Source organism: Sinorhizobium sp. RAC02 (assembly GCF_001713395.1).
Lineage (GTDB): Bacteria > Pseudomonadota > Alphaproteobacteria > Rhizobiales > Rhizobiaceae > Shinella.
Genome location: NZ_CP016450.1, coordinates 521,914 through 546,801 on the forward strand (window position 1 = coordinate 521,914; position 24,888 = coordinate 546,801).

The window sequence follows — 24,888 nt, forward strand, 5'->3', positions numbered from 1 at the left end:
TGGCCACTTGCGTGGCGATGTCGGGGAGAACGGGCGGCTTGCGCCGCCCGCTTCCTCGGCTCAGAGGAAGAAATCGCCCTTGGTGAACTCGATGTTGTTGTCAAAACGGATGGCGAGATCGAACTTTCCGTCACCGTTGATATCACCATAAAGGTAGGTATCGCCCTTTTGGTTGATATAGCGCAGTTCGCCTGCCTTGTTACTGAAGGCCTTCTCGCCAATGAAAGTGAAGGCTTGGTCGCCGGCGGTCGTTGTGCGGGCGTCGATGCTAGAAAGGTCGATCTTGTCGCCCTGGCTTTGCGAAAAGTCGTAGACCATGTCCTGTGCGGTAAGGATGCTGTCCTTGTAGCTCTTGAACATGAAAATATCCGCACCGGAGCCACCATAGAGCCTGTCGGCCCCGCCCGCGCCATAGAGCTTGTCATTGCCGGCGGCGCCACTCAGCAGGTTCGCACCGTTGTCGCCGACAAGGATGTCTGCATGCGCCGAGCCGCCAAGACCCTCGATGGAATAATAGGTGTCGCCCTTCGCTTCGCCGCTGTTGAGCGACGGATTTGCCAGGCTGGCCACGACGCCGGACGTCGCATCCTTGTACGAAGCGATGTCCATGCCGGTCCCACCAGAAAGCCCATCGGCGCCAGTGCCGCCGACCAGCACGTCATTGCCGCCACCGCCACTCAACTTGTCATTTCCGGCATAGCCATAGATCGTCGTATTGTTGTCACCGCCCATGATGCTATCGGCTGCCGAGGTGCCCTTGAGCAGGGCGTCGTTGGATACGGCGGAGATCTTGAACGAGCCCTTGACCGAGGACGAGTAGCCGGCGATGTCGAGGAAGACCTTTCCGGTGTTGCTTGCCGTGAACTCGATGACCGCGGACGTGTCCGAGTCCGAGGAAATCACATCACCGTTTGCATCGCGCAGAACAAGTTTGAGGCCGCTGGCGGCATCGCTGCCGGTTCCGCTCGCGGTGAACTTGTAGGTAACCCCTGCCTTGACGGAGAAGCCGTACCAGTCGCTGTCCGCCTGAACGTCGATCTTACCGCTCAAGCTTCTGCCGACGAGCAGGCTGCTCGTCGTCTTCGTGTTGTTGAAGACGGTGTCGAGGCTAGGATTGGCGACGATGTACTTGCCGATGTCGCTGGCATTGTCCTTTACTTCGATGAAGTAGGTGCCGCCGGCGGAGGGCGTGAAGGTGACGAGGCCCGTTGCGGACGAGTAGTTGGTCTCGCCCGCCAGATAGGTGCCGTTGGCATCACGCACGAAGATGTCGCCGTCCGGGAGGCCGCCTGCGCCGCTGCCGGTGACGGTGAAGGCGTAGCTGATGCCGGCCTTGAGGCTGACCTTGAACCAGTCGGAATCGCCTCGCACGTCCACGGCGCTCGCGATGCTCTTGCCGGTGCCGAGCACGGCGGTGGTCGATGTGTTGCGCAGGATGGTGTCGGCACCGACCCAGCTCAGGTTATAGTTGCCGACGTCGTTGCCGTTGTCCTTGACGTCGAGGAAGTAGACGCCGGTCTGGCTAGCCGCATAGGCGATGGTATAGCTGCTGCTGCTGTAGTTCGTTTCGCCGGCAAGCCAGTTGCCGTTGGCGTCGCGCAGGAACAGGTCCGTGTCCGGCAGCGAGGAGCCGCTACCGTCGCCCGATACGGCGAAGCCATAGTCGAGACCGGCCTTGAGGCTGATCTTGAACCAGTCGGAATCACCGGCAACGTCCACCGCGCTCTTGATCGTCTGCCCCTGGGAAAGGGTAGAGGTGGTGTTGACGTCGCGGCGGATCGTGTCGTTGCCAAGCCAGGTGAGGATATAGTTGCCGAAGTCGTCGCCATTGTCCTTGACGCCGACGAAATAGGTGCCGCCGGCAAGCGCCGAGAAGCTGATCGTCATGCTGCTGGAGGAGTAGTTCGTTTCGCCTTCAAGGTAGTTACCGTTGGCGTCGTAGAGATAGAGGTCTGGGTCGGGCAGGGTGGAGCCGGAACCGTCGCCGGAAAGGCGGAAGCCGTAGTCGAGCCCTGCGGAAAAGGCGGCCTTGAACCAGTCGGCGTCACCGGCCGATGTCAGGGCGTTCTTGATGGTCTGGCCCTTGATGATGGTTGCGTTCGTCGATGTGTTGCCGGGAATGCTGGACATAGGAATGAACTCCTCGAAATCGATACGGGATTCTGTTGGCTGCGGCGGACGGCAAAACCCGCGCGCGGCACGGCAGGATCAATCGTCGACCGCACAAAAAACTTGCTGGTCGCCGAATCTCGATCGTTCCCGCCGCGCTTGGCACAGAGCACGGGGAGGTTAATGAAGTGAGTGATTTTCTGCGAATGGCGTCCTGGTGACGACGAACGTCTATCGACAGTCGGGCCATTGCGAGAAATAGTCCCGTCAGGATGCGGTTGAATGCGAGGTAGGAAATGGCCAGTCTGACCGAGGCCGGCTTCGGTCTGGTAGCACGGGGCGACAAGGGACGAGAAAGGGGGCGGGCGGAGCAGCGCGCGGCCATTCGCAAGCTTGCCGCCGCCTATTGGGCCGCCGTATTCGTGTCGACCAGCGTGTTGTGGGCCATTGCCGGAACCGATCCGGTTGAATCGGCGCCGGGCAAGCTTGCGTCGATCGCTTTTGCGCTGTTGCTCACTATCGGGATGACCTGGTTGTTGAAACGGACGCTCGCCCGGCCCTTGTGGCAGCAGGCTGTGGCTGCCTTCGGCCTTTCCCTGCTCGCCACGCCGATTTCGGCGGGCATCGATTTCCTTATCTATGTTGTTTGCGTCTATCCGGAGCCGGCGCTTTTAGACCCGCGCGAGTTCGCCTTCGGGCTGATTTTCGGCATGTCGCTGTTCTTCGGCTGGTGCTGCCTCTATCTCGCGCTCAGCTACAGTTTTGCGCTTGCCGAAGGCGAACGCCGGATGGCGGCGCTGCGGGAGGAGGCCCTGTCGGCGCAGATGCGCGCGCTTGCCTATCAGGTCAATCCACATTTCCTGTTCAATACCCTGAATTCGATGGCCGGGCTCATCGAGGAGGGCGCCAATATCAATGCGCGCGCTATGGTGCTTCAGCTCTCCGGCTTCCTGCGCAAGACCCTGTCGCTTGATCCGACGCAGGACATTCCGCTGCACGAGGAGCTGGCCTTGCAATCGGATTATCTGGCAGTGGAAAGCACGCGCTTTTCCGATCGCATGAACGTCGTGTTCTCGGTGGATGACGCGGCGCGGAGTGCTCGTGTCCCGCCACTCATTCTTCAGCCGATCTTCGAGAATGCGGTAAAGTACGGTGTCGGTGCGACACGCGGCGCGGTGGAGATCGCGCTACGCGCCGAGGTAAAGGACGGAGCCCTTGCCCTGACGGTCGAGAATGACGTGCCCTTGGACATGAAGGGAACACTGCCGCCCGGCATGGGCATAGGGCTCAGGAATGTTGCCGACCGTATGGCAACCCATTTTTCGGAAGGCGCCACGCTTTCGAGCGGCTATGTCCGGCCGGGCCGCTTCGCTGTTTCACTGATCCTGCCGCTGGTGCGTTCATGACGGAAATTATAGATTTGACGGCGATCGTCGTCGATGACGAGCCGATCGCGCGGCGGCGTCTTTCACGCCTGCTGACATCGATCGGCGGCGTGCGTGTGGTCGCGCAAGCGGGTGATGTCACCGCTGCGATAGATGCGGCGCGCGAGCATGCGCCGGATCTTCTGCTTCTCGACGTTCAGATGCCCGGCGGCGATGGTTTCGACGTTGCCGATGCACTCAGGGACAATGCTCCGGCCATCGTCTTCGTCACGGCTTACGACCATTATGCGCTGCCCGCCTTCTCCGCCGATGCGGTGGATTATCTGACGAAGCCGGTGGAGGAGGGCCGCCTTGCCGCGGCGCTCACGCGTGTCCGGCAACGCGTTGCAACGCGCAATGCGGCGGAGCGGCTGACGGAGATGACGGCGGCGTTCGAGGCACTTCGCCAAGCGGTGCGGCAAGAACAGAATGGCCTGCCGCCGTTCTGGGTACGCTCGCGCGGTCGGCTGGTGCGTGTGGCTGCCGCCGGTGTAACGCGCATCGATGCGGAGCGGGACTACGCCCGTATCTATGCGGATGGCGAGACCTACCTGCTCGACGAGACGCTGGCATCGCTCGAAAGCCGGTTGCCGGCGGAGCAGTTCATCCGCGTGCATCGCAGCACGATCCTGCGCACAGAGGCGATCAAGGGGTTTCGCCGAGGGCGGCACGGAGCATGGGCGGCGGAGCTTCGAGACGGCAGTGAGGTGCGCATCGGTCGCAGCTATCTGTCTTGCATGAAGCTGGTGGCGCCGTAGACTCGTTATTTCTGGGCATTCCTATTCGCGCCAGTGCGAAATATGAGTGCTGTATGGATGATTCGGCGGCGATTCGTTTTTTTGATCGTGGCGGCAGGGCGTTCCGTAGGGCGGCCCTTGTTGCAGCGACCGCGGCAGCGGCATTGGCCGGCGGCTGTGCAGCACGGCCGGGTGTCGGCGTTGCGACACAGTCCACGACGGTTCCGGCTACCAGCGCCCTGGTGCTTCCCGCGCCGGGGACGCTGTCGATCGTCAACGTGATCCAGCGCCAATACACCAACGCGATCGAGCAGCAGGTCGCGCTTTCCACGTCGGCGGCGACATCGGGGCAGAATTTCCTGAGCATCCAGGCCTTCGGCCCGGCGGAGACGGTGGCGATGCCGGGCGGTACGCTTGCCTTCAAACCGGTCTCGCATTCGGCGATCCGGTCGGAAATCCGGCGCTATTTCGGGGGGCGTCCGGTTGCGATCTCGTCCAATTTCGTGCGCAACAGCTACGGACCGTTCGGCTATGCCTACGGGCGCGGGGCCGGCGATGACGGCTGCCTCTACGGCTGGCAGCAGGTCCGCTCGGACGAGGCGGAACGCAACCGGATGAACAGTTCCGGGAAACTTCAGATTCGTCTGAGGGTCTGCCAGTCGGGCGCTTCGGAAAAAGACCTGGTCGAACTGATGTATGGCTACACCATCGTCGGCGGCTTTGCCGGCAAGACCTGGAACCCCTATGGCACGCCGGCTTCAGTCGATCGCCAGATCGGCGGCGGAGAACCGCTGCGGGTTGCTGTCGAGGACCGCAAGGTTCCGGTCGCCGTGCGCGTGGAGACGCCGCAGCGCAGTGTCAGGGAACGGCGGTTGCCGGAAGAAAAGCCTGTGCGGGCGGTGGACACAATCGATACGGACAAGGCCGTTCTGGTTCCCTCGCCATCCGGCGGCACAGCAGTGACGGGGGATGAAGCAGTGGTCGTGCCGTCACCCGTTTGTGTTGCTGATGCATCCGGATCGGCAACCTGTAATTGATTTTTTGGGCGCGGCGCCCTAATTTTTGCTTAACATAATGGTGCGTAAGGTTCCGGACAGGCGCTATGACGGCGAAGGACGGCATATGAGACATACCGGTACGATCATTCTTTGGGCGCTTGTCTCCGCCCTCGTGATCCTTGTGATCACCCTGCCGATCAATTTGCAGACGCAGCTCATTGCCAGCATTGCGGTTGTCACCTTCATGGCGGTGATCAAGGTGCTGCGCGCCGAGGGCATCTGGCGGCTGATTGCGCTCGCCTTCGGCACGGCTGTCGTGCTGCGCTACGTCTATTGGCGCACCACCAGCACGCTGCCGCCGTTGAACCAACTCGAAAACTTCATTCCCGGTTTCCTGCTCTACCTCGCCGAAATGTACAGCGTAATGATGCTGGCGCTCAGCCTCTTCGTGGTCGCGATGCCGCTGCCGCCGCGCAAAAGCCGGGCAGCAGGCGAGGGGCCGCTTCCCTCGGTCGATGTCTTCGTGCCGAGCTACAACGAGGATACGGCCCTTCTCGCCAACACGCTCGCCGCTGCCAAGGCGATGGACTATCCGGCGGACAAGCTGACGATCTGGCTGCTCGACGACGGCGGCACGGAGCAGAAGCGCAATGCGGCCGCGGTGATCGAGGCGCAGACGGCGACCGCCCGTCACCGGGAGCTTCAGGCGCTGTGCCGTGACCTCGACGTCAACTATCTCACCCGCGCCCGCAATGAGCATGCCAAGGCCGGCAACATGAACAACGGCATGCAGCATTCGACGGGCGAGCTGATCGCCGTGTTCGATGCGGACCACGCCCCGGCGCGGGATTTCCTGCGTGAAACGGTCGGCTATTATGCCGATGATCCCAAATTGTTCCTCGTCCAGACGCCGCATTTCTTCCTGAACCCGGATCCGCTGGAGCGCAATCTGCGTACGTTCGAGACGATGCCAAGCGAGAACGAAATGTTCTACGGCATCATCCAGCGCGGCCTCGACAAGTGGAATGCTGCCTTTTTCTGCGGTTCGGCCGCTTTGCTCAGCCGCCGCGCGCTGAACGAGGCCGGCGGCTTCAGCGGTCTTTCGATCACCGAGGACTGCGAAACGGCGCTGGCGCTGCATTCCCGCGGCTGGAACAGCGTCTATGTCGACAAGCCGTTGATCGCCGGCCTGCAGCCCGCGACCTTCGCCAGCTTCATCGGCCAGCGCAGCCGCTGGGCGCAGGGCATGATGCAGATCCTGCGTTTCCGTTTCCCGCTGTTCAAGCGCGGGCTCTCGCTGCCTCAGCGGCTCTGCTACATGTCGTCGATGCTGTTCTGGCTGTTTCCGTTCCCGCGCACGATCTTCCTGTTCGCGCCGCTCTTCTACCTGTTTTTCGATCTGGAAATCTTCACGGCGTCGGGCGGCGAGTTCCTCGGTTACACGCTCGCCTACATGCTCGTGAACCTGATGATGCAGAACTATCTCTACGGCTCGTTCCGCTGGCCATGGATTTCCGAGCTCTACGAATATGTGCAGAGCGTGCACCTGTTGCCGGCCGTCGTCTCGGTCATGCTCAATCCGACCAAGCCGACCTTCAAGGTCACGGCGAAGGACGAGTCGATCAAGGTGGCGCGCCTGTCGGAGATCAGCCGACCGTTCTTCGTCATCTTCGGCATTCTGTTCATCGCCTTCCTGATGAGCATCTACCGTTTCTATTCCGAGCCGTACAAGGCGGACGTCACCTTCGTCGTCGGCGGCTGGAACCTGCTGAACCTCATCATTGCGGGCTGTGCCCTCGGCGTCGTCTCGGAGCGCAGCGAGAAAGCATCCAGCCGACGCGTGACGGTCAAGCGCCGCTGCACCTTCGTGGCCGGCGAGCGCGAATATCCTTCGACATTGGAAAATGTCTCGGCCAATGGCGCGCGCGCGCAGGTCTTCGGGCTGGAGCCGGACATCGCGGTCGGTGAAAACTGTTTCCTCCGCTTCACGCCCTATGGCTCCGAACACGAAGAGGCGCTGCCGGTCGATGTGCGCAATGTCGAGGCGCTTGGCAGTGTCGTCGCCGTCGGCTGCCGCTTCATGCCGCAGGCTGCGCGGCACCATTCGCTCGTTGCCGACCTGATTTTTGCGAATTCCAACCAGTGGAGCGATTTCCAGGTGTCGCGGCGCTACAATCCCGGCCTCTTCCGCGGTTCGCTGTGGTTTCTCGGCATCGCAGTCTTCCAGACCAGCCGCGGGCTTCTCTATCTGGTGCGCAGCATGCGAGGCGGGCGCAAGGGGGAGGCGGCGTGATGTCCGTGAGCGCAAAGGCCGTGCTCTTCGGCCTCGCCCTTTCTCTTGCCGTCTCGGTCGCCTTCGCACAGGAGGGATCGACGCCCTTCGACATGTCGGGGGAGCGCGGCCCGAGCGTTGAAAAGACGCCGGAGCAAGGTGGTGCCGGTGTCACGGCGAAGGATGTCGCCAAGGACGTGCAGGTGCCGGAAAAGAAGGCGGCTACGCCCGACCTTGCCACCCGACGTTACATCATTCCCGCGCAGTCGCTGCTTCTCGAAGGCGAAACGGCCGGCCAGTCCTTCCCGGTCTTCCTCACCCCGCAACAGGCGGCCGGCGCGACGTCGATCAGCCTCGGCTACTCCAACGCCGTCGTGATCGCGCCGGAATCCTCCAGGCTCACCGTCATCGTCAACGACGTCATGGTGGGGGAAATGCCGGTGCAATCGGCGGAGGGGACGAAGGATGTCCGCTTCGACCTTCCGCCCGGCTTGCTGCGGCCGGGTGTCAACCGGGTCAGCTTCAACGCCATCCACCGTCATCGCACCGACTGCACGATCCGCTCCACCTATGACCTGTGGACGGCGCTCGATCCCGCGCGCACCTATCTCACCGTGCCGGCGGACACCAGTGGCCGGTTGCTGACGACGGACGATATCGCCGCCATCGGCCTCGGCCCGACCGGGCAAACGAAATTTGTCATGGTCGTGCCGGAAATGGGCCAGCCCGCCAGCACCAATGCGTTGATGCGTCTCAGCCAGGGCCTGGCGCTGATGGCAAAGATGCCGAACCAGACGTTTGCCGTCGTCAATGCACTGCCGGCGACGGCCGCCGCCGGCGAACTGACGGTGCTGGTCGGCACGGCCGGCGATCTCGCCCCCCTTCTGCCGGGCCTGCCTGCCACGGCACGGACATCGGCCGTCGCCACCTTCGTGGATGCACCGGCCGGCGACCGCAAGGTCTTCGTCGTCAGCGGCCCCGACTGGCCATCGATCGAAGGGGCGGTGGAGGGAATGGTCTCGCCGATCGACCGCCCGCTCGGCGTTTCGCGCGAAGCCTTGAGCGTGCGTCAGCGCAATGCCAGTGAGATGCCGCTCCTGACCGGTGCCACCACGCGCACGCTGGCCTCCTTCGGCGCGCGCACCAGCGAATTCAGCGGGCGCCGTTTCCGCACCGGTTTCGATCTCGGCATTCCATCGGATTTCTACGCCGACGCCTATGGCGAGGCGACGCTGCTGCTCGATGCGGCCTATTCGCCAGAGGTGCTGCCCGGCAGCCATGTGGACATCTATGTCAATGGCAACATCGCCTCGACGGTGCCGATCACCAACCGCAATGGCGGTATCTTCCGCCACCTGCCGATCCGCGTGACCATGCGGCATTTCCGGCCAGGGCCGAATCGTATCGATATCGAGGCGGTTCTTATGACCCAGGCGGACACGGTCTGCGCGCCCGGCGCCAGCGCGCTGGCGGAGCCGCGCTTTGCGCTTTTCGATACGTCAGAGTTCCGGACGCCGCGCTTTGCCCGCATCGGGCAATTGCCGAACCTCGCCGCACTTTCGGGAACCGGCTTTCCCTACAATGGCCAGGCCGATCCGACCGCGCTCTATCTCGATCGCCTCGACGCCGCGACGCTGTCGACGGGCGCCACCTTCCTCGGCAAGATGGCGGTTGCGAGCGGGCGCACGCTGCTGGTCCGGCCGGAAGCGTCGGCACTGGCGATCGGCGAACGCAACGCCGTCCTGATCGGCACCATTTCCCAGCTTCCGCCGCTGGTGCTTAGCCAGACCCATATCGCCGCCGAAAGCGCCTCTTCCTGGGGGGCGCAGGTCGCGGGCGAGGGGCGCAAGGAAGCGACACGGGAGACGTTCGATTCGTGGCAATCACGGGTGCGGGAAGGCTCGTGGAACGGACAGATTACCGCGCTCGAAACCTGGCTGCAGGAGACGCTCGACATTTCGATTTCCTCGCTTCGCCTGCTGCCGGGCGAGGAGGCGCCGATCGAGCCCGACGATACCGCACGCTTCTTCATTGCGCAGGGCGACAGTCCCGAGCGTACGGCGACCTGGACGGTGCTGTCAGCGCCGACCGGTGCGGATCTTGAGGCCGGCATGGCCGCGGTGGCGCAGGATCTTCGCTGGCAGCAGCTCGACGGTCATGTCAGCCTGGACAGCAAGAGCTCGGAAGCGCTGGACACGCGGGCGGTAAGCCGCACCCGATTCGTCGCCACCCAGCCCTGGAGTTTTGCCAACATGCGGCTTGTCGCCGCGAACTGGCTCTCCTCCAACATTCTCGCCTATGCGGCGGTGTTCTGTGTCCTGTCGATCCTGCTCGGTATCGCCACGTCGGGGCTTTTGCGGCGCTTCGGACGAGAATCCTGATCGGCTTGTTTACCGGCGGTTAACCCTATCGCGCTTTTATCAGGGCTGGTTGGCTCTTCTTGGGGGACATGGCGACATGTCCCGGCGTTCCTGACGCATGGTGTCGTCGCGGTCCAAGCCGGAGTCGGATGTGAGTGATGTACCGAAGGAAATTCGGGATGAAGTCGATCCTTATGGCGCTCGTCCTCGTCTCCGCCGGCGCGGCCAGCGTCGCAGGCGTGTCCTTCGGCGTGCCTGACGATCTGGTGAAGGGCCTGCCGCGTCTCGGACCGGACACCCACGGCGTCGCCACCGGCGAGGACGATAAGCAACCCCTGTCGGCAAAGCGGCCGCGCGTGGAGCTGGCCCAGGCCGGAGCCGGGCAGGCGCAGACGACACCCGCGGTCGAGACCACGCAGAACAAGCCCGTCGTTGACGAAAGCGCGCTACGCTACTTCGCGGCGCGCGGAGATACGGCCCGCCTCAATGCCGAGATCGCCCGGCTGCGCACGCTCTATCCCACCTGGATACCGCCGGAAAACCCGCTCGCCGTGCCTGTCAACGAGGACAAGCAGCTTGAGGACATGTGGGCGCTGTACAGCCAGTCGCGTTATGCTGACGTGCGCGCGGCTATCGCCAAGCGCCAGCAGGAAGACCCGCAATGGACGCCGCCGGCCGATCTTGTCGACCGTCTCGCCGTGGCGGAAAAGCGCGCCGAACTGGTGGCGGCCTCCAGTGCCGGCCGCAGCGAGGACGTCGTGCGCCTTGGTGCTGAAACGCCAAGCCTGCTGACCTGCTCGGACGCGGACGTGCTGTGGCGCGTCGCAGAGGCCTTCGTGAAGACTGATCGTGTCCAGCGCGCCAAGGATGCCTACGGCTACATGCTGGCCAATTGCACGGATGGGCCGATCCGGCTTGCAAGCGTGCAGAAGGCCTCGACCTTGCTCAATTATGCGGACATGCAGGACCTCCTTGCCCTTGAACGGACCGGCGCTGACGGCGTCAAGGAATTCGATGCCATCCGTGCCGACCTCGCCCGCCGCTTCGTCGGCGACGGGGACGAGGACGCGACACTCACCGTAGCGCCCGCCTATCTGAAAATCGTCGAAAAGCTGGTGGCGGACGAGGGGCTTGCTTCCGACGCGCTGCTGCTCGGCTGGTACCATTTGCGCCGTGATCAGAATGCGGCGGCGGAACCGTTCTTCCGCAAGGCGCGTGCCGTCGAGGATTCCGCTTCGGCCTCGCAGGGCCTGGCGCTGATCCTGCTGGCGCGCAAGATGCCGGCCGAGGCCGAGGACGTGATGTATGCCTGGCGCACCAGCTCCGACCAGGCAATGCAGACCTACCTTGCCGCCACCACCAACCTCCTGGCGCTTGATCCGCCGAAGAAGATTGACGGCAAGGTACTGAACCGCATCGCGCAGGTCACGCTCGAGGAAAAACACCCGGAGACCGGCGAGCAGTTCGGCTGGTATGCGCTCGCCATGGACCAGCCGGCCACGGCCGAGGAATGGTTCGCGCTGGTGCTGAAATGGAAGGCGGATTACGAACCCGCTGCCTATGGCCTCGGTGTCGCGCGGCTGCGGCTTGAGAACGAGGCCGGCCTCGCCGCGGTCAAGCAGGCATGGGCCGGGCGGTCGGAGCGCATCGCTCGGCTTGGCGAACGCGACACGACCGATGACACAGCGCCCGTCCTGCGTGAGCGTGAGCCGCGCATTGTCCGCACCCAACGCCGCGTTCCTGTGCGGGAAATGGTCGAGGAAGTCTCCGAAAGGCCACAGCGCGCGGCGCGCACGACACGACGGGCCGGCGGCTCGACGGATTGCCGCAGTACGCGTGATCCGCGGGGGCTGGCGCCGGCAAGCGCGTTGTCGCTGGGTTGGTGCCTGATGGAGATTAACCGGCCGCTGGAAGCAGCACAGGCCTTCGAGGCAGCTCTGTCGGGCGAGGGGCGCACGCGCAGCGATGCCGCCTACGGCCAGAGCCTTGCCTACCTTCGCGCCGGCCTGACCAGCGATGCGGCCGTGGCGGCCACCAGGGCCAAGCTCGACCGCAGCCGCGGCGCCGAATTGCAGCTGGCGATCCTGTCCGACCGCGCGGTCAGCAGCTTCCGGGCCGGCCGTTATCGTGAAGCGCTGGTCTACCTGGATCAGCGGGCACACCTGCGCGCCGAGCCGACGGATCTCATGGTGATGCGCGGCTACGCCTACAAGAATCTCGGCCTGCGCGACGATGCGCTTCGCCTCTTTGAAGCCCTTGGTGAGACCGGCCAGAGGGATGCGGTCCGCGCACTAGCCGAAATGCGCAATGAGCGAGACGGCCGCAAGTAACCGCTGTTTGGCCGCAAACCCTGTGGAGGATGCCGCATGCGCCTGAAGCCTGCCGTCGCCCTCCTGTTCCTGCTCGCTCCACCGCTTGCCGCGGGTGAAGGCAGATACATCGTCTGTGACAACGGCCTTCGGTGCTTCAAGGCGCCATGCCCATCCTCGACCGTGTGGGAGCTGGCGACCGGGCAGGCGTTCAAAGGCAGTTACCCCGACATCAGCCGGCTTTCCGAGGCGGACCAGCAGCGCATCCGCGACACGGACGCGCTCTATTTCGGCCGTCTGGTTCTGGCCGGCCGTGTCGAACGTCGCGAGCAAAACGGGTCGTCGCTCATCGTGACCGGCATCGAGCGCGCGACAACAAAGGCCGAGCGCCGGCACTGCCCGGCGGGCTAATCCCGGTCGGGAGCCCCAAGCGGAAAGAACGATCGATAGGGCCGGCCCTCGTCCACGGCGCGGGCAAAGGACGGCCGCGCCAGCAGGCGTCGGCGATAGGCGTGCACGTGGGTGAAGGCCGGGTCGATGGCGTGCGTCCAGTCCGCATAGAACAGGAAAGGGGCGGCTGCGCAGTCGGCGAGTGTGAAGGCATCACCGCAGGCCCAGAGCCGGTTTTCCATATGCCGGTCCAGCCAGGCATAGGCGCGCGCCAGCATCTCACGTGCCTCGTTGTCACCATAGGGGTCTCGGTCCGTTTCCGGCCGGATCGAGTTGAAGACGATCCGCTGTTGCGGTGTCGAAATGTAGTTGTCGAAGAAGCGGTCGAGCATGCGCACCTCGATTGCCGCCTTCGGGTCGTCCGGAATGAGCTTGACCGGGCCGGGATAATACAGCCCGAGATATTCGATGAGGACGGTTGCCTCCATGAGCGTGCGGTCACCATCGACGAGAATGGGAAAGCGCTTGATCGGCCAGCGCGTCTCGAACTCCGCGAGCGTGTCCGGGTCATTGTGGTCGAGCATGCGATACTCGAACTCGGTGCCGTTTTCATAAAGCGCCGTCAGCACTTTCTGGCAGTAGCTCGAAAATGGGTGGGCATACAGAACGGGCTTCATGGTGATCTCCTCCATCCGGTAGGCCCTTTATCGCAATACTGATTGCATTTTGCAATCGGTTATTTCAACGGAAACAGCGCCGCCACCGGACGGATTTCGTATTTCTGCCGGAACGAATATACTCCGGGGAGCGCGTTTCCCCCCGATATCCGTTCCATGCGGCGGGTGTTTGGCGATGCGTGTTTTGCCGGTTTCGCACCGAAAGAGAACCTGTTTTGCGAACTATCCGGGCATTGTTGACTAACTCTACTAATTCAATAGGGTTTTAGACGGGATAAGCATCCAGGAGGTTGAGATGTCGATTTTGGTAAAACGGGTAGGGGCTTTGCTTCTTGGGGTCGGGCTTGCGCTCGGCAGCGTCACGACAGCGTTCGCGGAAACGACGCTGCTCAATGTGTCGTATGACCCGACGCGCGAACTCTACAAGGACTACAACGAAGCCTTTGCAAAGCATTGGAAGGCCGAGACGGGCGAAGACGTCACGGTGCAGCAGTCGCATGGCGGCTCGGGCAAGCAGGCCCGTGCGGTGATCGACGGCCTTGAGGCCGACGTCGTGACGCTGGCGCTCGAAAGCGATATCAACGCCATCGTCGAAAAGAGCGGCAAGATCGCCAAGGATTGGCGTGGCAAGCTGCCGAACAACTCCTCGCCCTATACCTCGACCATCGTGTTCCTGGTGCGCAAGGGCAACCCCAAGGGCATCCATAACTGGGGCGATCTGGTGAAGGGCGACGTGCAGATCGTCACGCCGAACCCGAAGACCTCGGGTGGTGCGCGCTGGAACTATCTTGCAGCCTGGGCCTGGGCCAACCAGGAATTCGGCGGCGACCAGGACAAGATCAAGGGCTACATCGCTGAGCTCTTCAAGCGGGCGCCGGTTCTCGACACGGGTGCACGCGGTTCGCTGACCACCTTCGCGCAGCGCCAGATCGGTGACGTTCTGCTCGCCTGGGAAAACGAAGCCTATCTCGCCGGTGCCGAATTCGGCGCGGACTCCTTCGACATCGTCGCGCCGCCGATCTCGATCCTGGCGGAACCGCCGGTCGCCGTCGTCGATGGCAATGTCGATGCCAAAGGTACCCGCAAGCAGGCGGAAGCCTACCTCGCCTACCTCTATTCCGAGGAAGGCCAGAACATCGCAGCAAAACACTTTTACCGTCCGTCGAAGCGGGAAGTGGTGAAGCCCGAGTTGCTGCAACAGCTTCCCGACATTAAGCTGGTGACGATCGACGATCCGATCTTCGGCGGCTGGGTGAAAGCACAGCCCGAGCATTTCGGTGACGGCGGCGTCTTCGACCAGATCTACAAGCCGGGGAACTGAGACCTTTGACGACATCTGCTGCTGCTTCGGTGCGGTGGCGACTGAGACAGCCGAGTGTCATTCCGGGTTTCGGACTGACGCTCGGCTTTTCGCTCGCTTATCTGACCCTCATCATTCTTATCCCGCTCGCCGGCCTCGTCTGGCGCTCCGCCTCCCTGTCTGGGGAGGAATTTTTTGCAATCCTTGCCGACGAACGCACGATCAAGGCGCTGGAGATTTCCTTCGGCACGGCCTTCATCGCAGCCCTCGTCAATGTCGTCTTCGGCGTCATCGTCGCCTGGGTTATCGTGCGCTACGAGTTCCCCGGCCGGCGCATCGTCGATGCGGTGGTGGACCTGCCGTTTGCGCTGCCGACGGCGGTTGCCGGTATCGCGCTTGCCGCGCTCTATGCGCCGAACGGCTGGATCGGCCAGCTGTTGAACGTTTTTGGCATCAAGGCGGCCTTCAACCCGACCGGCATCGTCATCGCGCTCGTCTTCATCGGCCTTCCCTTCGTGGTGCGCACGGTGCAGCCCATCATGGAAGAGATCGACCGCGAGGTGGAGGAGGCGGCAGCGACGCTTGGCGCCAACCGTTTCCAGACGGTGCGCCGCGTGCTGCTTCCGGGCCTCGCGCCAGCGATCCTGACGGGTTTCGCGCTCGCCTTCGCCCGCGGCGTCGGTGAATACGGCTCCGTCATCTTCATCGCCGGCAACATCCCCTACGTTTCGGAAATCGCGCCGCTCCTCATCGTCATCCGGCTGGAGGAGTTCAACTACGGTGCTGCGACGGCGATTGCGACGATCATGCTGGCGCTGTCCTTCGTCATGCTGCTCGTCATCAATCTCATTCAGGCCTGGAGCCGCAGGAGGTACGGTCATGGCGCATAATCCTCGCCGCCTGCGTTCGCCGACCACCGAGGCACCCTTCGCCCGTTATACGCTGATGGCAATCGCCTTCCTGTTTCTGGCGCTCTTCCTGCTGCTACCGCTCGCCGCCGTCTTCATCGAGGCTTTCCGAAAGGGGAGCGGGGAGTTTTTCACCGCCTTCGGTGATCCCGATACGCTTGCCGCCATTCGGCTGACGCTGCTGGTGGCGGTCATCGCCGTGCCGCTCAATCTCGTCTTCGGCGTGGCGGCGGCCTGGGCCATCGCCAAGTTCGAGTTCAAGGGCAAGGCATTCCTCACCACGCTCATCGACCTGCCGTTCTCGGTCTCGCCGGTCATTTCGGGCCTGGTCTATGTTCTGCTCTTCGGCGCGGGCAGCGTGCTCGGGCCCTGGCTGAAGAGCCATGGCATCGAGATCCTGTTCGCCGTGCCGGGCATCGTGCTGGCCACCATCTTCGTGACCTTTCCCTTCGTTGCGCGCGAACTGATCCCGTTGATGCAGGAACAGGGCACCGGCGACGAGGAGGCGGCGCTGTCGCTTGGCGCCTCCGGCTGGCAGACCTTCTGGTACGTAACGCTCCCCAACATCAAATGGGGGCTGCTGTACGGCGTGCTGCTCTGTAATGCGCGCGCCATGGGCGAGTTCGGGGCGGTCTCGGTGGTCTCCGGCCATATCCGTGGGCTGACCAACACGATGCCGCTGCATGTGGAGATTCTCTACAACGAGTACAATTTCGTCGCCGCTTTCGCGGTGGCGTCGCTGCTCGCCGCGCTGGCCCTCGTGACGCTCGTCGTCAAGACGGCCCTCGAACTTCACTACGGCGCGGAAATCGCCGCCGGCCGCAAGCATTGAATTGAAAGGCAACGCCCTCAATGGACGTCAGTGTTAAAAACATCCGCAAGGAATTCGACCGCTACCCGGCGCTGAACGATGTCTCGCTCGACATCCGTTCGGGCGAACTGATCGCGCTGCTCGGCCCCTCAGGCTCCGGCAAGACGACGCTGCTCCGCCTCATCGCCGGTCTCGAAACGCCGACACGCGGCAGCATCTTCTTCGGCGCGGAGGATGCCTCGCACAGGACCGTGCAGGAGCGCCATGTCGGCTTCGTCTTCCAGCACTATGCGCTGTTTCGTCATATGACGGTCGCCGACAACATCGCCTTCGGCCTGACGGTGCGTCCGCGCGGGCAGCGGCCGCCGAAAACCGAAATCCGTCGCCGCGTCGCGGATCTCCTGGAGATGGTGCAGCTCTCGGGCCTCGAAAAGCGCTACCCGAACCAGCTTTCCGGCGGCCAGCGCCAGCGCGTGGCATTGGCGCGCGCCATGGCGATCGAGCCGAAGGTTCTGCTGCTCGACGAACCGTTTGGCGCGCTCGATGCCAAGGTGCGGAAGGAGCTGCGCCGCTGGCTGCGCGAATTCCACGACCGCACCGGCCACACCACGGTTTTCGTCACGCATGACCAGGAAGAAGCCCTCGAACTTGCCGACCGCGTTGTCGTCATGAGCCAGGGCAAGATCGAGCAGGTCGGCTCCTCCGACGATGTCTATGACCGGCCGAACTCGCCCTTTGTCTTCTCCTTCATCGGCGACAGCGCCCATGTGCCGGTCAACGTGGCGGACAACACGGTCCGCTTCCAGGATGAGCCCATCGGCATTGCCCCGCGCCCCAACGACATTGCGTCGGGAACCGGCACGCTGTTCTTCCGCCCGCAGGACGTGACGCTTGTCAGCGATCCGGCAGCACTTGCTCTGGAGGGCCGCGTCGCAACCTCCCGGCGCCTTGCCGGAACGCGCATTGCCGACCTTGACATCGGCAAGCCCGGCGAGCCGCATCATGTCGAGATCGAAGTGCCGCTCGACGCCCTGGCGGCGACCGGAACGACGATCCGTTTCCGGCCAACCCGGTGGAAGCTGTTTGCCGAGTAAATCGCTGAGGGCCGGCATCTAGTCGGCCCAAAGCCACAACACCTGCCGCAGGCTGTCGCCGTGCGGCCCGGCGGATCACGCCGGATGGCTGCCTTGCCAGGTGCGGTAGTCTCCCTTTCCGACCTTCCTTGATGCTTACGCGGCCGATGCCAGCAGGTTTGTCCTGCCATCGGCCATGCCTCGGCATGTTGCCGCATTTCACACAGACGTCACGGTCTTTGCCACAAGTTGGTCCAGAGGCGGTGCGCAGCCTGCTCCGTTTCGGGGCATGCTCATTTTCCAGCATTGCGGCGTGCAGGTGAGTATCTTCGTCACCCCATTTTTTTCCATTAGCATGTGAGAAAAGTGTGGCTTTTTGCATTCTTCTGTGGTTTTCTGTGGTTATAATCAAGAAGGAATGGGGAATATGGGTCGCAAACCGGAAGACTATGCGCAGCTACTTGCCAGTGCGCTTTGCAAGATTCATGCAGCGGAATGCCGTGATGTATCGCCGCTCATGTCGGATGACAGTGTTCGCATCATCAGCCAGACCATTGCCGTGGCGATGGAAGATGCGCGGAAAATTCAGATCGAACAGGAACTTGCGGCGATACGTGAACGCCGCGAGCGCATTCATCTACACTCCTGAAACCTCCTCCAGTCTCGCCGCCGCGAGTGCCTTGTGCTCGTGGCGGCACCTTTTTATGGTAGACGCCCGAAGCGCTACCTGGGAGGAAGCTGGTGCCGACTGAAGCCGTGCGCGCTCTGCGTGATACGTCCGCCGATCCGGAGTTCGGACCATGGCTGGCACAAGCCTCGATTCTCGTCGTCGATGACGAACCGGGCATGCGCAACTTTCTCATGCGCACGCTCGGGCCGCGCTGCAAACGCCTGGAACTGGCAGCCGATACGGACGAGGCCACGCGCAAGCTCGACCAGCATCATTTCGACGTGGTGATCCTCGACAACATCATGCCGCGCAAGAACGGCGTGGAGTGGCTTGCCGAACAGCGCGCCATCGGCTTCTTCGCCGATGCCATCCTGATGACCGCCTATGCCGATCTCGAAACCGCCATCCAGGCGCTCCGGGCGGGCGCGGTCGATTTCGTCCTGAAACCGTTCCGTTCCAATCAGTTGCTCAATGCCGTGGCGCGCTGTCTCGACCGTATTCGCCTGCAGCGCGAAAACTACGTGCTGCGCTACGAGTTGAAGGCGACCTCCGACCATATCCTGCTGCGCGACCGGCTGATCGGCGAATCCGCCGCCATTGCCCGCGTGCGCGACACCATCGCCCGCGTGGCGCCACTGCCGACCTCGGTTCTCCTCACCGGTCAGTCGGGCACGGGCAAGGAAGTGGCAGCGCGCTCGCTGCACACATTGTCCGACCGGGCGGCAAAACCCTTCGTACCGGTCAATTGCGGGGCGATCCCGGCGGACATGATCGAGAGCGAGCTGTTCGGCCACCTGAAGGGCGCCTTTACCGGCGCCGAGCGGGCGCGCGAGGGCCTGTTCCAGCATGCGCAGGGTGGTACGCTGTTCCTCGACGAAATCAGCGAAATGCCGCCGGCCACGCAGAGCAAGCTGCTGCGCGTACTGGAGGATCGCAAGGTGCGGCCCGTCGGTTCGGAGCGCGAGGTGCCGGTCGATCTGCGCTTCATCTTCGCGACCAATGCGGAGCTGGAGAAAGAGGTGCAGGCCGGGCGTTTCCGCGCCGATCTGTTCTTCCGCATCAACGTCATGCAGATCCACCTGCCGCCGCTCAAGGAGCGGGAGGGCGACTCGGTGGAATTGGCGACGCTCTTCATGAAGAAGTTGTCGGCCCAGCTTGCCATGCCGGCCGTGCCGATCGATGCGGCGGCGCGCCGGGCGCTTTCCACTTATGACTGGCCGGGCAATGTGCGGGAGTTGCGCAATCTCATCGAGCGCACGCTGATCCTCGGCCGCTTCCCGGAGGGCTTTGGGCCGGGTGTCTCTGCTCCTGCGAGCGCGGAGGCTGGTTCGCTGGCGGATGTCGAGCGACGCCATATCCTCGCCGTGCTCGCCGCCTGTACCGGCCAGCGCGACGAGGCGGCGCGCCAGCTCGGCATTTCCCGCAAGACGATTGACCGTAAGCTGGCCGCCTGGGATGCCTGACAGCAAACCAAGCGGCACCATCCGGCCGGCGCGCTCGGTGCGCTACCGGCTGCTCGCGATCGCGCTTCTTCCCATGCTGGTAATCCTGCCGCTGCTGCTCGGCGTCACGGTCTATCGCTGGAACGAAAAATTCGACGCGACGCTGATTTCCAAGGTCAATGGCGACCTGACGATCGCGCACCAGTATCTTGCCCATATCCTCGACAATACCGGCGAGCACATCACCGCGCTTGGTGCTTCGGCGCGCTTTCGCGACGTCGCGACTGATGGCGTCGCGCTGAAGACGCTTCTCGAAGAGTCCCGGGCGCGGCTGGAGCTGGATTTCCTCTATGTGATGGCGCCCGATGGCCGGCTCGTTGCGTCCGTCACGGAGGAGACCGCCGGCGCGCTCCGCACCGACTGGCCGGTCATCCGCGATGCACTCGCCGGCAAGCCAGCGACGGGCATTGACATCTTCGACAATGCCGACCTCGAAACGCTGTCTCCCGATCTTGCCGCCCGCGCGAAACTGCCGCTCGTGCAGACGCCCAATGCCGTGCCGACAGAGCGCACGGAGGAGGGGCGTGGCATGGTCGTGCAGAGCGCCAGCCCCGTCATACTCGGAGATGGAGGCAACGCCGTGCTTGTCGGCGGTATCCTGCTCAACCAGAACCTCGTCTTCATCGATACGATCAACGACCTCGTCTATCGCGAGGCGAGCCTGCCGGAGGGCAGCCAGGGCACGGCGACGCTGTTCCTCGACGACGTGCGCATCAGCACCAATGTCCGCCTGTTCGAGGGGCGCCGCGCGCTCGGCACGCGCGTGTCCGCTGCCGTGCGTTCTGCCGTGCTGGGTGAGGGGCGCACCTGGCTCGACAGCGCCTTCGTCGTCAACGACTGGTACATTTCCGCCTACGAGCCGATCACCGACAGCCACGGCAAGCGTGTCGGCATGCTCTATGTCGGCTTTCTGGAGGCGCCGTTCACGGCCGCGAAGTACCAGACGGTGCTGACCATCGTCGCCGCCTTCTTCGCGATTACGGCCGCCAGCGTGCCGATCTTCCTGCGCTGGGCGCGCGGCATCTTCGAGCCGCTGGAGCGCGTCGATGCCACCATCGCGCGGGTCGAGAGCGGTGATCTCGGCGCGCGCACCGGTCCCGTCGACAGCCAGGACGAGATCGGCCGCGTCGCCGTGCATCTCGATGACCTCTTGAACCAGCTCGAACAGAACGACCAGGAACTGCGCCGCTGGAACGAGGAGTTGAACGCCCGCGTTGACGAGCGCACGCGCGAACTCCAGCTCGCCAACCGCCAGCTCGAAGCCACCACCAAGCAGCTCATTCTCTCGGAAAAGCTCGCGGCTATCGGCGAGATCACCGCCGGTGTGGCGCACGAAATCAACAACCCGATTGCCGTCATGCAGGGTAATCTGGAAGTGATCCGCTCCGTGGTGGGCGACCGTGCGGAACTGGCGAAGGTGGAGTTCCAGCTTCTCGACGAGCAGATCCAGCGCATCAGCCAGATCGTCACGAAACTCCTGCAATTCGCCAAGCCGGAGGAATTCGCCGGTTTCGTCGACCGCCACGCGCCGGGCATGGCGGTGGCGGATTGCCTGCCGCTCGTCCAGCATCTGCTGGCACGGGCGGCAATCGAGGTGCGATTGGAAAACACGACGGAACGGCTGGTGCTGATGAACCGCACCGAACTTCAGCAGGTGGTCGTCAATCTTGTCGTCAATGCCATCCACGCCATGCCGGATGGTGGCCGGCTGACCGTCGTGACCCGCGACCAGGACCGCGAAGAGCGACCGGGCATCGAACTTGTCGTCAGCGATACGGGCGTCGGCATGGATCCGGACCTAGCAGCGAAAATCTTCGATCCGTTCTTCACGACGAAGCGGCAGGAGGGCACCGGTCTTGGCCTTTCCATCAGCCAGACGCTGGTGACGCGGCAGGGCGGCGCCATCTCGGTGGCAAGCCGGCCGGGCGAAGGCGCGACGTTTACGGTCTGGTTGCCCGAGGCCGACTGACCGGACAGTTTGTCCGTCGTAGCCGGACAAACTGTCCATTTTGATTCCGGAAATTTATTCAACTCACTGATTTCGAAGGAAAACCGTTTTGGCACGGGCCTTGCAAAGGTTCGGGCGGGAGGTTCGGCGGCTGGCGTCTTGCATGGAGGATGCAGGTGTTCGGGTGCCGAAGGAGCGGTTTTCGCCGGCTCCCCATCACGAAAATCTTCGCACCGAGGGGTGCGTCGCGGAGGAGACCCAATGACTGCATCGACCGAGACCTATGCCGGGACATATTCCGGCGGCATCCTCGACCGGGAGCGCATCATCGCGAAACCCGGCTTCAACCGCTGGCTCGTCCCGCCGGCAGCACTCGCCATCCATCTCTGTATCGGCATGGCCTATGGCTTCAGCGTGTTCTGGCTGCCGCTCTCCAAGGCCATTCCGGCAGCCGACCCGGCCTGCGCCGACCTGAACCTTCTGTCCGCGCTGTTCACGACGAGCTGCAACTGGCGCGTCGCCGATCTCGGCTGGATCTACACGCTGTTCTTCGTTTTGCTCGGCTGCTCCGCCGCCATCTGGGGCGGCTGGCTGGAACGCGTCGGCCCGCGCAAGGCGGGCTTCGTCTCGGCCTGTTGCTGGTGCGGCGGCATCGTCGTCGCAGCGCTCGGCGTCATGAGCCATCAATTGTGGTTGATGTGGCTCGGTGCCGGCGTCATCGGCGGCGTCGGCCTCGGCCTCGGCTACATTTCCCCGGTCTCCACGCTGATCAAATGGTTCCCGGACCGGCGCGGTATGGCGACCGGCATGGCGATCATGGGGTTTGGCGGCGGTGCGATGATCGGTGCGCCTCTTGCGAACCTGCTGATGAACGCCTTCAAGACCGACATCAGCCCCGGCGTGTGGCAGACCTTCCTCGTCATGGCGGCGATCTATTTCTGCTTCATGATGGGCGGTGCTTTCGGCTACCGCATTCCGCCGGCCGGCTGGCGTCCGGAAGGCTGGACGCCGCCAGCGTCCAAGTCGACCATGATCACCACCAAGCACGTTCACCTGCGCGACGCACACAAGACGCAGCAGTTCTGGCTGATCTGGCTGGTTCTGTGCCTGAACGTTTCGGCCGGTATCGGCGTGATCGGCATGGCCTCGCCGATGCTGCAGGAAATTTTTGGCGGCCGCCTCATCGGCCAGCCGGACCTGACCTTCAGCCAGCTCGGTACGGACCAGAAAGCGGCCATCGCCGCGATCGCGGCCGGCTTTACCGGCCTCCTGTCGCTGTTCAACATCGGTGGTCGGTTCTTCTGGGCCTCGCTCTCCGACAAGATCGGCCGCAAGAACACCTATTACACGTTCTTCGTGCTCGGCATCGCGCTCTATGCGCTTGCCCCGACGCTGGCGGACATGGGCAACAAGGCGCTCTTCGTGCTCGCCTTCGGCATCATCCTGTCGATGTATGGCGGGGGTTTTGCCACCATCCCGGCCTATCTTGCCGACATTTTCGGCACGCAGTTCGTCGGCGCCATCCATGGTCGCCTGCTGACGGCCTGGGCGACGGCCGGCATCGTCGGTCCCGTCGTGGTGAACTACATTCGCGAAGCACAGATCGCTGCCGGCGTCGAGCCGGGGCCATCGCTCTATACCGGCACGATGTACATCCTCGCCGGCATGCTGGCGCTGGGTCTCGTCGCCAATGCGCTGGTGCGGCCGCTTGCCGACAAATGGTTCATGTCGGACGCGGAAGTCGCCTCGTTGCAGGCCAAGACCGCGGCCGCGAATGCCGGCCCGACGGGGTCTTTCGGCATCGGCACCGGCGGGCTGGATGCCAAGGCGGCGATGGCCTGGACCGTCGTCGGCATTCCGCTCCTGTGGGGTATCTGGGTGACGCTGAAGAACACGGCCGCCCTGTTCTAGGCCTCCGCGGGATGCGTAGGGTGAAGCCCTGCGCGATCCTCCCAAGCGCGTCCATGCCGGCTTTCGTCGGCATGGACGTTTCTTTTTGCGCATGCGAACGGCGTCCGGCTTTTTGGTGGCACCGCAGCGCAAGAACGGCTAACGTCCGGCACCGGAAGGGCGCGCGCCTGACGCGTCGCCCCAGAAGGCGACGGAGCATCGGATGACGCCAAACGACGACCACCACCATATCGTTATCGTCGGGGCGGGTTTCGGAGGGCTTGAGGCAGCGCGCCATCTGGCCAAGGGCTCAGTTCGCATCACGGTCATCGACCGGCGCAACCACCATCTGTTCCAGCCCCTGCTTTACCAGGTCGCGACGGCCTCGCTCGCCACCTCCGAAATCGCCTGGCCGATCCGCTCGCTGCTGAGCCGCTTCCAGAATGTCACCACGCTGCTTGGCACGGTGACCGGCGTGAACACGCTGGCAAAAACCGTGTCGCTGGATGACGAGCGTGCAATTGCCTACGACACGCTGATCATCGCCACCGGCGCGCGCCACGCCTATTTCGGCAATGACGCCTGGGAACCCTACGCGCCGGGTCTGAAGACGCTGGAGGATGCGACGACGATCCGCCGGCGCATCCTCGCCGCCTTCGAGCAGGCCGAATGGGAACCGGACGCGGCCGAGCGCCGCCGCCTGCTGACCTTTGCCATCATCGGCGCCGGTCCGACCGGCGTCGAACTTGCCGGCACGATCGCGGAGCTCGCCCACGAGACATTGCGCCGCGACTTCCGCAACATCGATACGCGGGAGGCGCGTGTGGTGCTGGTCGAGGCCGGCCCACGCATCCTGGCGGGTTTCACTGAGGACCTGTCGGCCTATGCGGAAGGGGCGTTGAAGCGGCTCGGCGTCGAGGTTCGCACCGGCAAGGCTGTCTCGCAATGCAGCGAGCAAGGCATCGAACTCGGTGACGAGCTGCTGCCGGCCGCGACGATCCTCTGGGCGGCCGGCGTTGCTGCATCGCCCGCGGCCGAGTGGCTGGGCGCGCCGGCAGACAGGGCAGGGCGCGTGCTGGTCGCGCCGGATCTTACGGCACCGGGCCATCCGGATATCTTCGTGGTCGGCGACACCGCCCATGTGCCGACGAGCGACGGCAAGATCGTGCCGGGTGTCGCGCCTGCGGCCAAGCAGGAGGGGCGCTATGTGGCCGATACGATCGCGGCCCGTCTTGCCGGGAAACCAGCGCCGAAACCGTTCGCCTACCGCAGCGACGGCAATCTCGCGACCATCGGCAAGCGTGCTGCCATCGTCGATCTCGGCTGGATCAAGCTGAAGGGGCGACTTGCCTGGTGGACCTGGGGCATCGCCCATGTCTACTTCCTGATCGGCCTTCGCAATCGCCTCGCCGTCGCCATGAGCTGGCTCTGGATCTACCTGACCGGGCAGCGCAGCGCCCGGCTGATCACCCAGGCCGATGTGGCGAAACGCCGGGCCGAGGGCTGAGAG

General features: G+C 63.7%; 18 protein-coding genes. 16 read left to right on the forward strand and 2 right to left on the reverse strand.

All coding sequences use genetic code 11. From position 1 onward, the window contains the following. Positions 1 to 60 precede the first annotated feature (60 nt). On the reverse strand, positions 61 to 2,130 hold the full coding sequence (locus BSY16_RS02495; RefSeq protein ID WP_069058207.1) for a pre-peptidase C-terminal domain-containing protein: 2,070 nt from the start codon (positions 2,128 to 2,130) through the stop codon (positions 61 to 63). Positions 2,131 to 2,405: 275 nt separating this feature from the next. Here BSY16_RS02495 and BSY16_RS02500 point away from each other — a divergent pair, with 275 nt between their 5' ends. From BSY16_RS02500 to BSY16_RS02530, 7 genes are all read left to right on the forward strand, one after another. Further along, the gene (locus tag BSY16_RS02500) at positions 2,406 to 3,515 is read left to right on the forward strand and encodes a sensor histidine kinase (protein ID WP_069058208.1); all 1,110 of its coding nucleotides are present in this window, start codon (positions 2,406 to 2,408) and stop codon (positions 3,513 to 3,515) included. Continuing rightward, entirely contained in the window at positions 3,512 to 4,291 is a 780-nt protein-coding gene (locus tag BSY16_RS02505; RefSeq protein WP_069058209.1) for a LytR/AlgR family response regulator transcription factor, read from the forward strand. The genes BSY16_RS02500 and BSY16_RS02505 overlap by 4 nt, the downstream gene beginning before the upstream one ends. After that, positions 4,267 to 5,307 carry a cellulose biosynthesis protein BcsN gene (gene bcsN / locus BSY16_RS02510; protein ID WP_150129852.1) on the forward strand — a complete coding sequence of 347 codons (1,041 nt, stop codon included), beginning with the start codon at positions 4,267 to 4,269 and terminating at the stop codon, positions 5,305 to 5,307. Before BSY16_RS02505 ends, bcsN begins: the two co-directional genes overlap by 25 nt. Before the next feature lie 85 nt (positions 5,308 to 5,392). Further along, entirely contained in the window at positions 5,393 to 7,561 is a 2,169-nt protein-coding gene (gene bcsA, locus BSY16_RS02515) for a UDP-forming cellulose synthase catalytic subunit (protein WP_069058210.1), read from the forward strand. Further along, positions 7,561 to 9,921 (forward strand): cellulose biosynthesis cyclic di-GMP-binding regulatory protein BcsB, encoded by a 2,361-nt coding sequence (locus BSY16_RS02520; protein WP_069058211.1) that lies wholly within the window; start codon positions 7,561 to 7,563, stop codon positions 9,919 to 9,921. Before bcsA ends, BSY16_RS02520 begins: the two co-directional genes overlap by 1 nt. Positions 9,922 to 10,079: 158 nt before the next feature. Beyond that, on the forward strand, positions 10,080 to 12,230 hold the full coding sequence (locus BSY16_RS02525; RefSeq protein WP_069058212.1) for a tetratricopeptide repeat protein: 2,151 nt from the start codon (positions 10,080 to 10,082) through the stop codon (positions 12,228 to 12,230). Positions 12,231 to 12,266: 36 nt separating this feature from the next. Further along, positions 12,267 to 12,620, forward strand: coding sequence for a hypothetical protein (locus BSY16_RS02530; protein ID WP_069058213.1), 354 nt, complete (start codon positions 12,267 to 12,269; stop codon positions 12,618 to 12,620). Here BSY16_RS02530 and BSY16_RS02535 read toward each other — a convergent pair. Further along, entirely contained in the window at positions 12,617 to 13,276 is a 660-nt protein-coding gene (locus BSY16_RS02535; RefSeq protein ID WP_069061329.1) for a glutathione S-transferase family protein, read from the reverse strand. The two genes, BSY16_RS02530 and BSY16_RS02535, sit on opposite strands and share 4 nt — an antisense overlap. A 295-nt stretch (positions 13,277 to 13,571) precedes the next feature. On the opposite strand from BSY16_RS02535, the gene BSY16_RS02540 reads away from it, so the two are divergent. The 9 genes from BSY16_RS02540 (at position 13,572) to BSY16_RS02580 (ending at position 24,885) form a co-directional block, all read left to right on the forward strand. Next, positions 13,572 to 14,597: a sulfate ABC transporter substrate-binding protein gene (locus tag BSY16_RS02540; protein ID WP_069058214.1), complete on the forward strand. Its 1,026-nt coding sequence runs from the start codon at positions 13,572 to 13,574 to the stop codon at positions 14,595 to 14,597. Between the two features lie 5 nt (positions 14,598 to 14,602). Further along, positions 14,603 to 15,466: a sulfate ABC transporter permease subunit CysT gene (gene cysT, locus BSY16_RS02545; protein ID WP_069058215.1), complete on the forward strand. Its 864-nt coding sequence runs from the start codon at positions 14,603 to 14,605 to the stop codon at positions 15,464 to 15,466. Next, positions 15,456 to 16,316, forward strand: coding sequence for a sulfate ABC transporter permease subunit CysW (gene cysW / locus BSY16_RS02550; protein ID WP_069058216.1), 861 nt, complete (start codon positions 15,456 to 15,458; stop codon positions 16,314 to 16,316). The genes cysT and cysW overlap by 11 nt, the downstream gene beginning before the upstream one ends. A 20-nt stretch (positions 16,317 to 16,336) precedes the next feature. After that, the gene (locus BSY16_RS02555) at positions 16,337 to 17,389 is read left to right on the forward strand and encodes a sulfate/molybdate ABC transporter ATP-binding protein (RefSeq protein ID WP_069058217.1); all 1,053 of its coding nucleotides are present in this window, start codon (positions 16,337 to 16,339) and stop codon (positions 17,387 to 17,389) included. A gap of 406 nt (positions 17,390 to 17,795) precedes the next feature. After that, positions 17,796 to 18,017, forward strand: a complete 222-nt coding sequence (locus BSY16_RS31860) for a hypothetical protein (protein WP_150129853.1) — start codon at positions 17,796 to 17,798, stop codon at positions 18,015 to 18,017. A gap of 92 nt (positions 18,018 to 18,109) precedes the next feature. Then, positions 18,110 to 19,501 carry a sigma-54-dependent transcriptional regulator gene (locus BSY16_RS02565; RefSeq protein WP_069058219.1) on the forward strand — a complete coding sequence of 464 codons (1,392 nt, stop codon included), beginning with the start codon at positions 18,110 to 18,112 and terminating at the stop codon, positions 19,499 to 19,501. Further along, positions 19,494 to 21,509, forward strand: a complete 2,016-nt coding sequence (locus BSY16_RS02570; protein ID WP_069058220.1) for a sensor histidine kinase — start codon at positions 19,494 to 19,496, stop codon at positions 21,507 to 21,509. Before BSY16_RS02565 ends, BSY16_RS02570 begins: the two co-directional genes overlap by 8 nt. A gap of 240 nt (positions 21,510 to 21,749) precedes the next feature. Then, positions 21,750 to 23,399 carry an OFA family MFS transporter gene (locus tag BSY16_RS02575; RefSeq protein WP_069058221.1) on the forward strand — a complete coding sequence of 550 codons (1,650 nt, stop codon included), beginning with the start codon at positions 21,750 to 21,752 and terminating at the stop codon, positions 23,397 to 23,399. Between the two features lie 202 nt (positions 23,400 to 23,601). Continuing rightward, the gene (locus BSY16_RS02580) at positions 23,602 to 24,885 is read left to right on the forward strand and encodes an NAD(P)/FAD-dependent oxidoreductase (protein ID WP_069058222.1); all 1,284 of its coding nucleotides are present in this window, start codon (positions 23,602 to 23,604) and stop codon (positions 24,883 to 24,885) included. Positions 24,886 to 24,888: the final 3 nt, after the last annotated feature.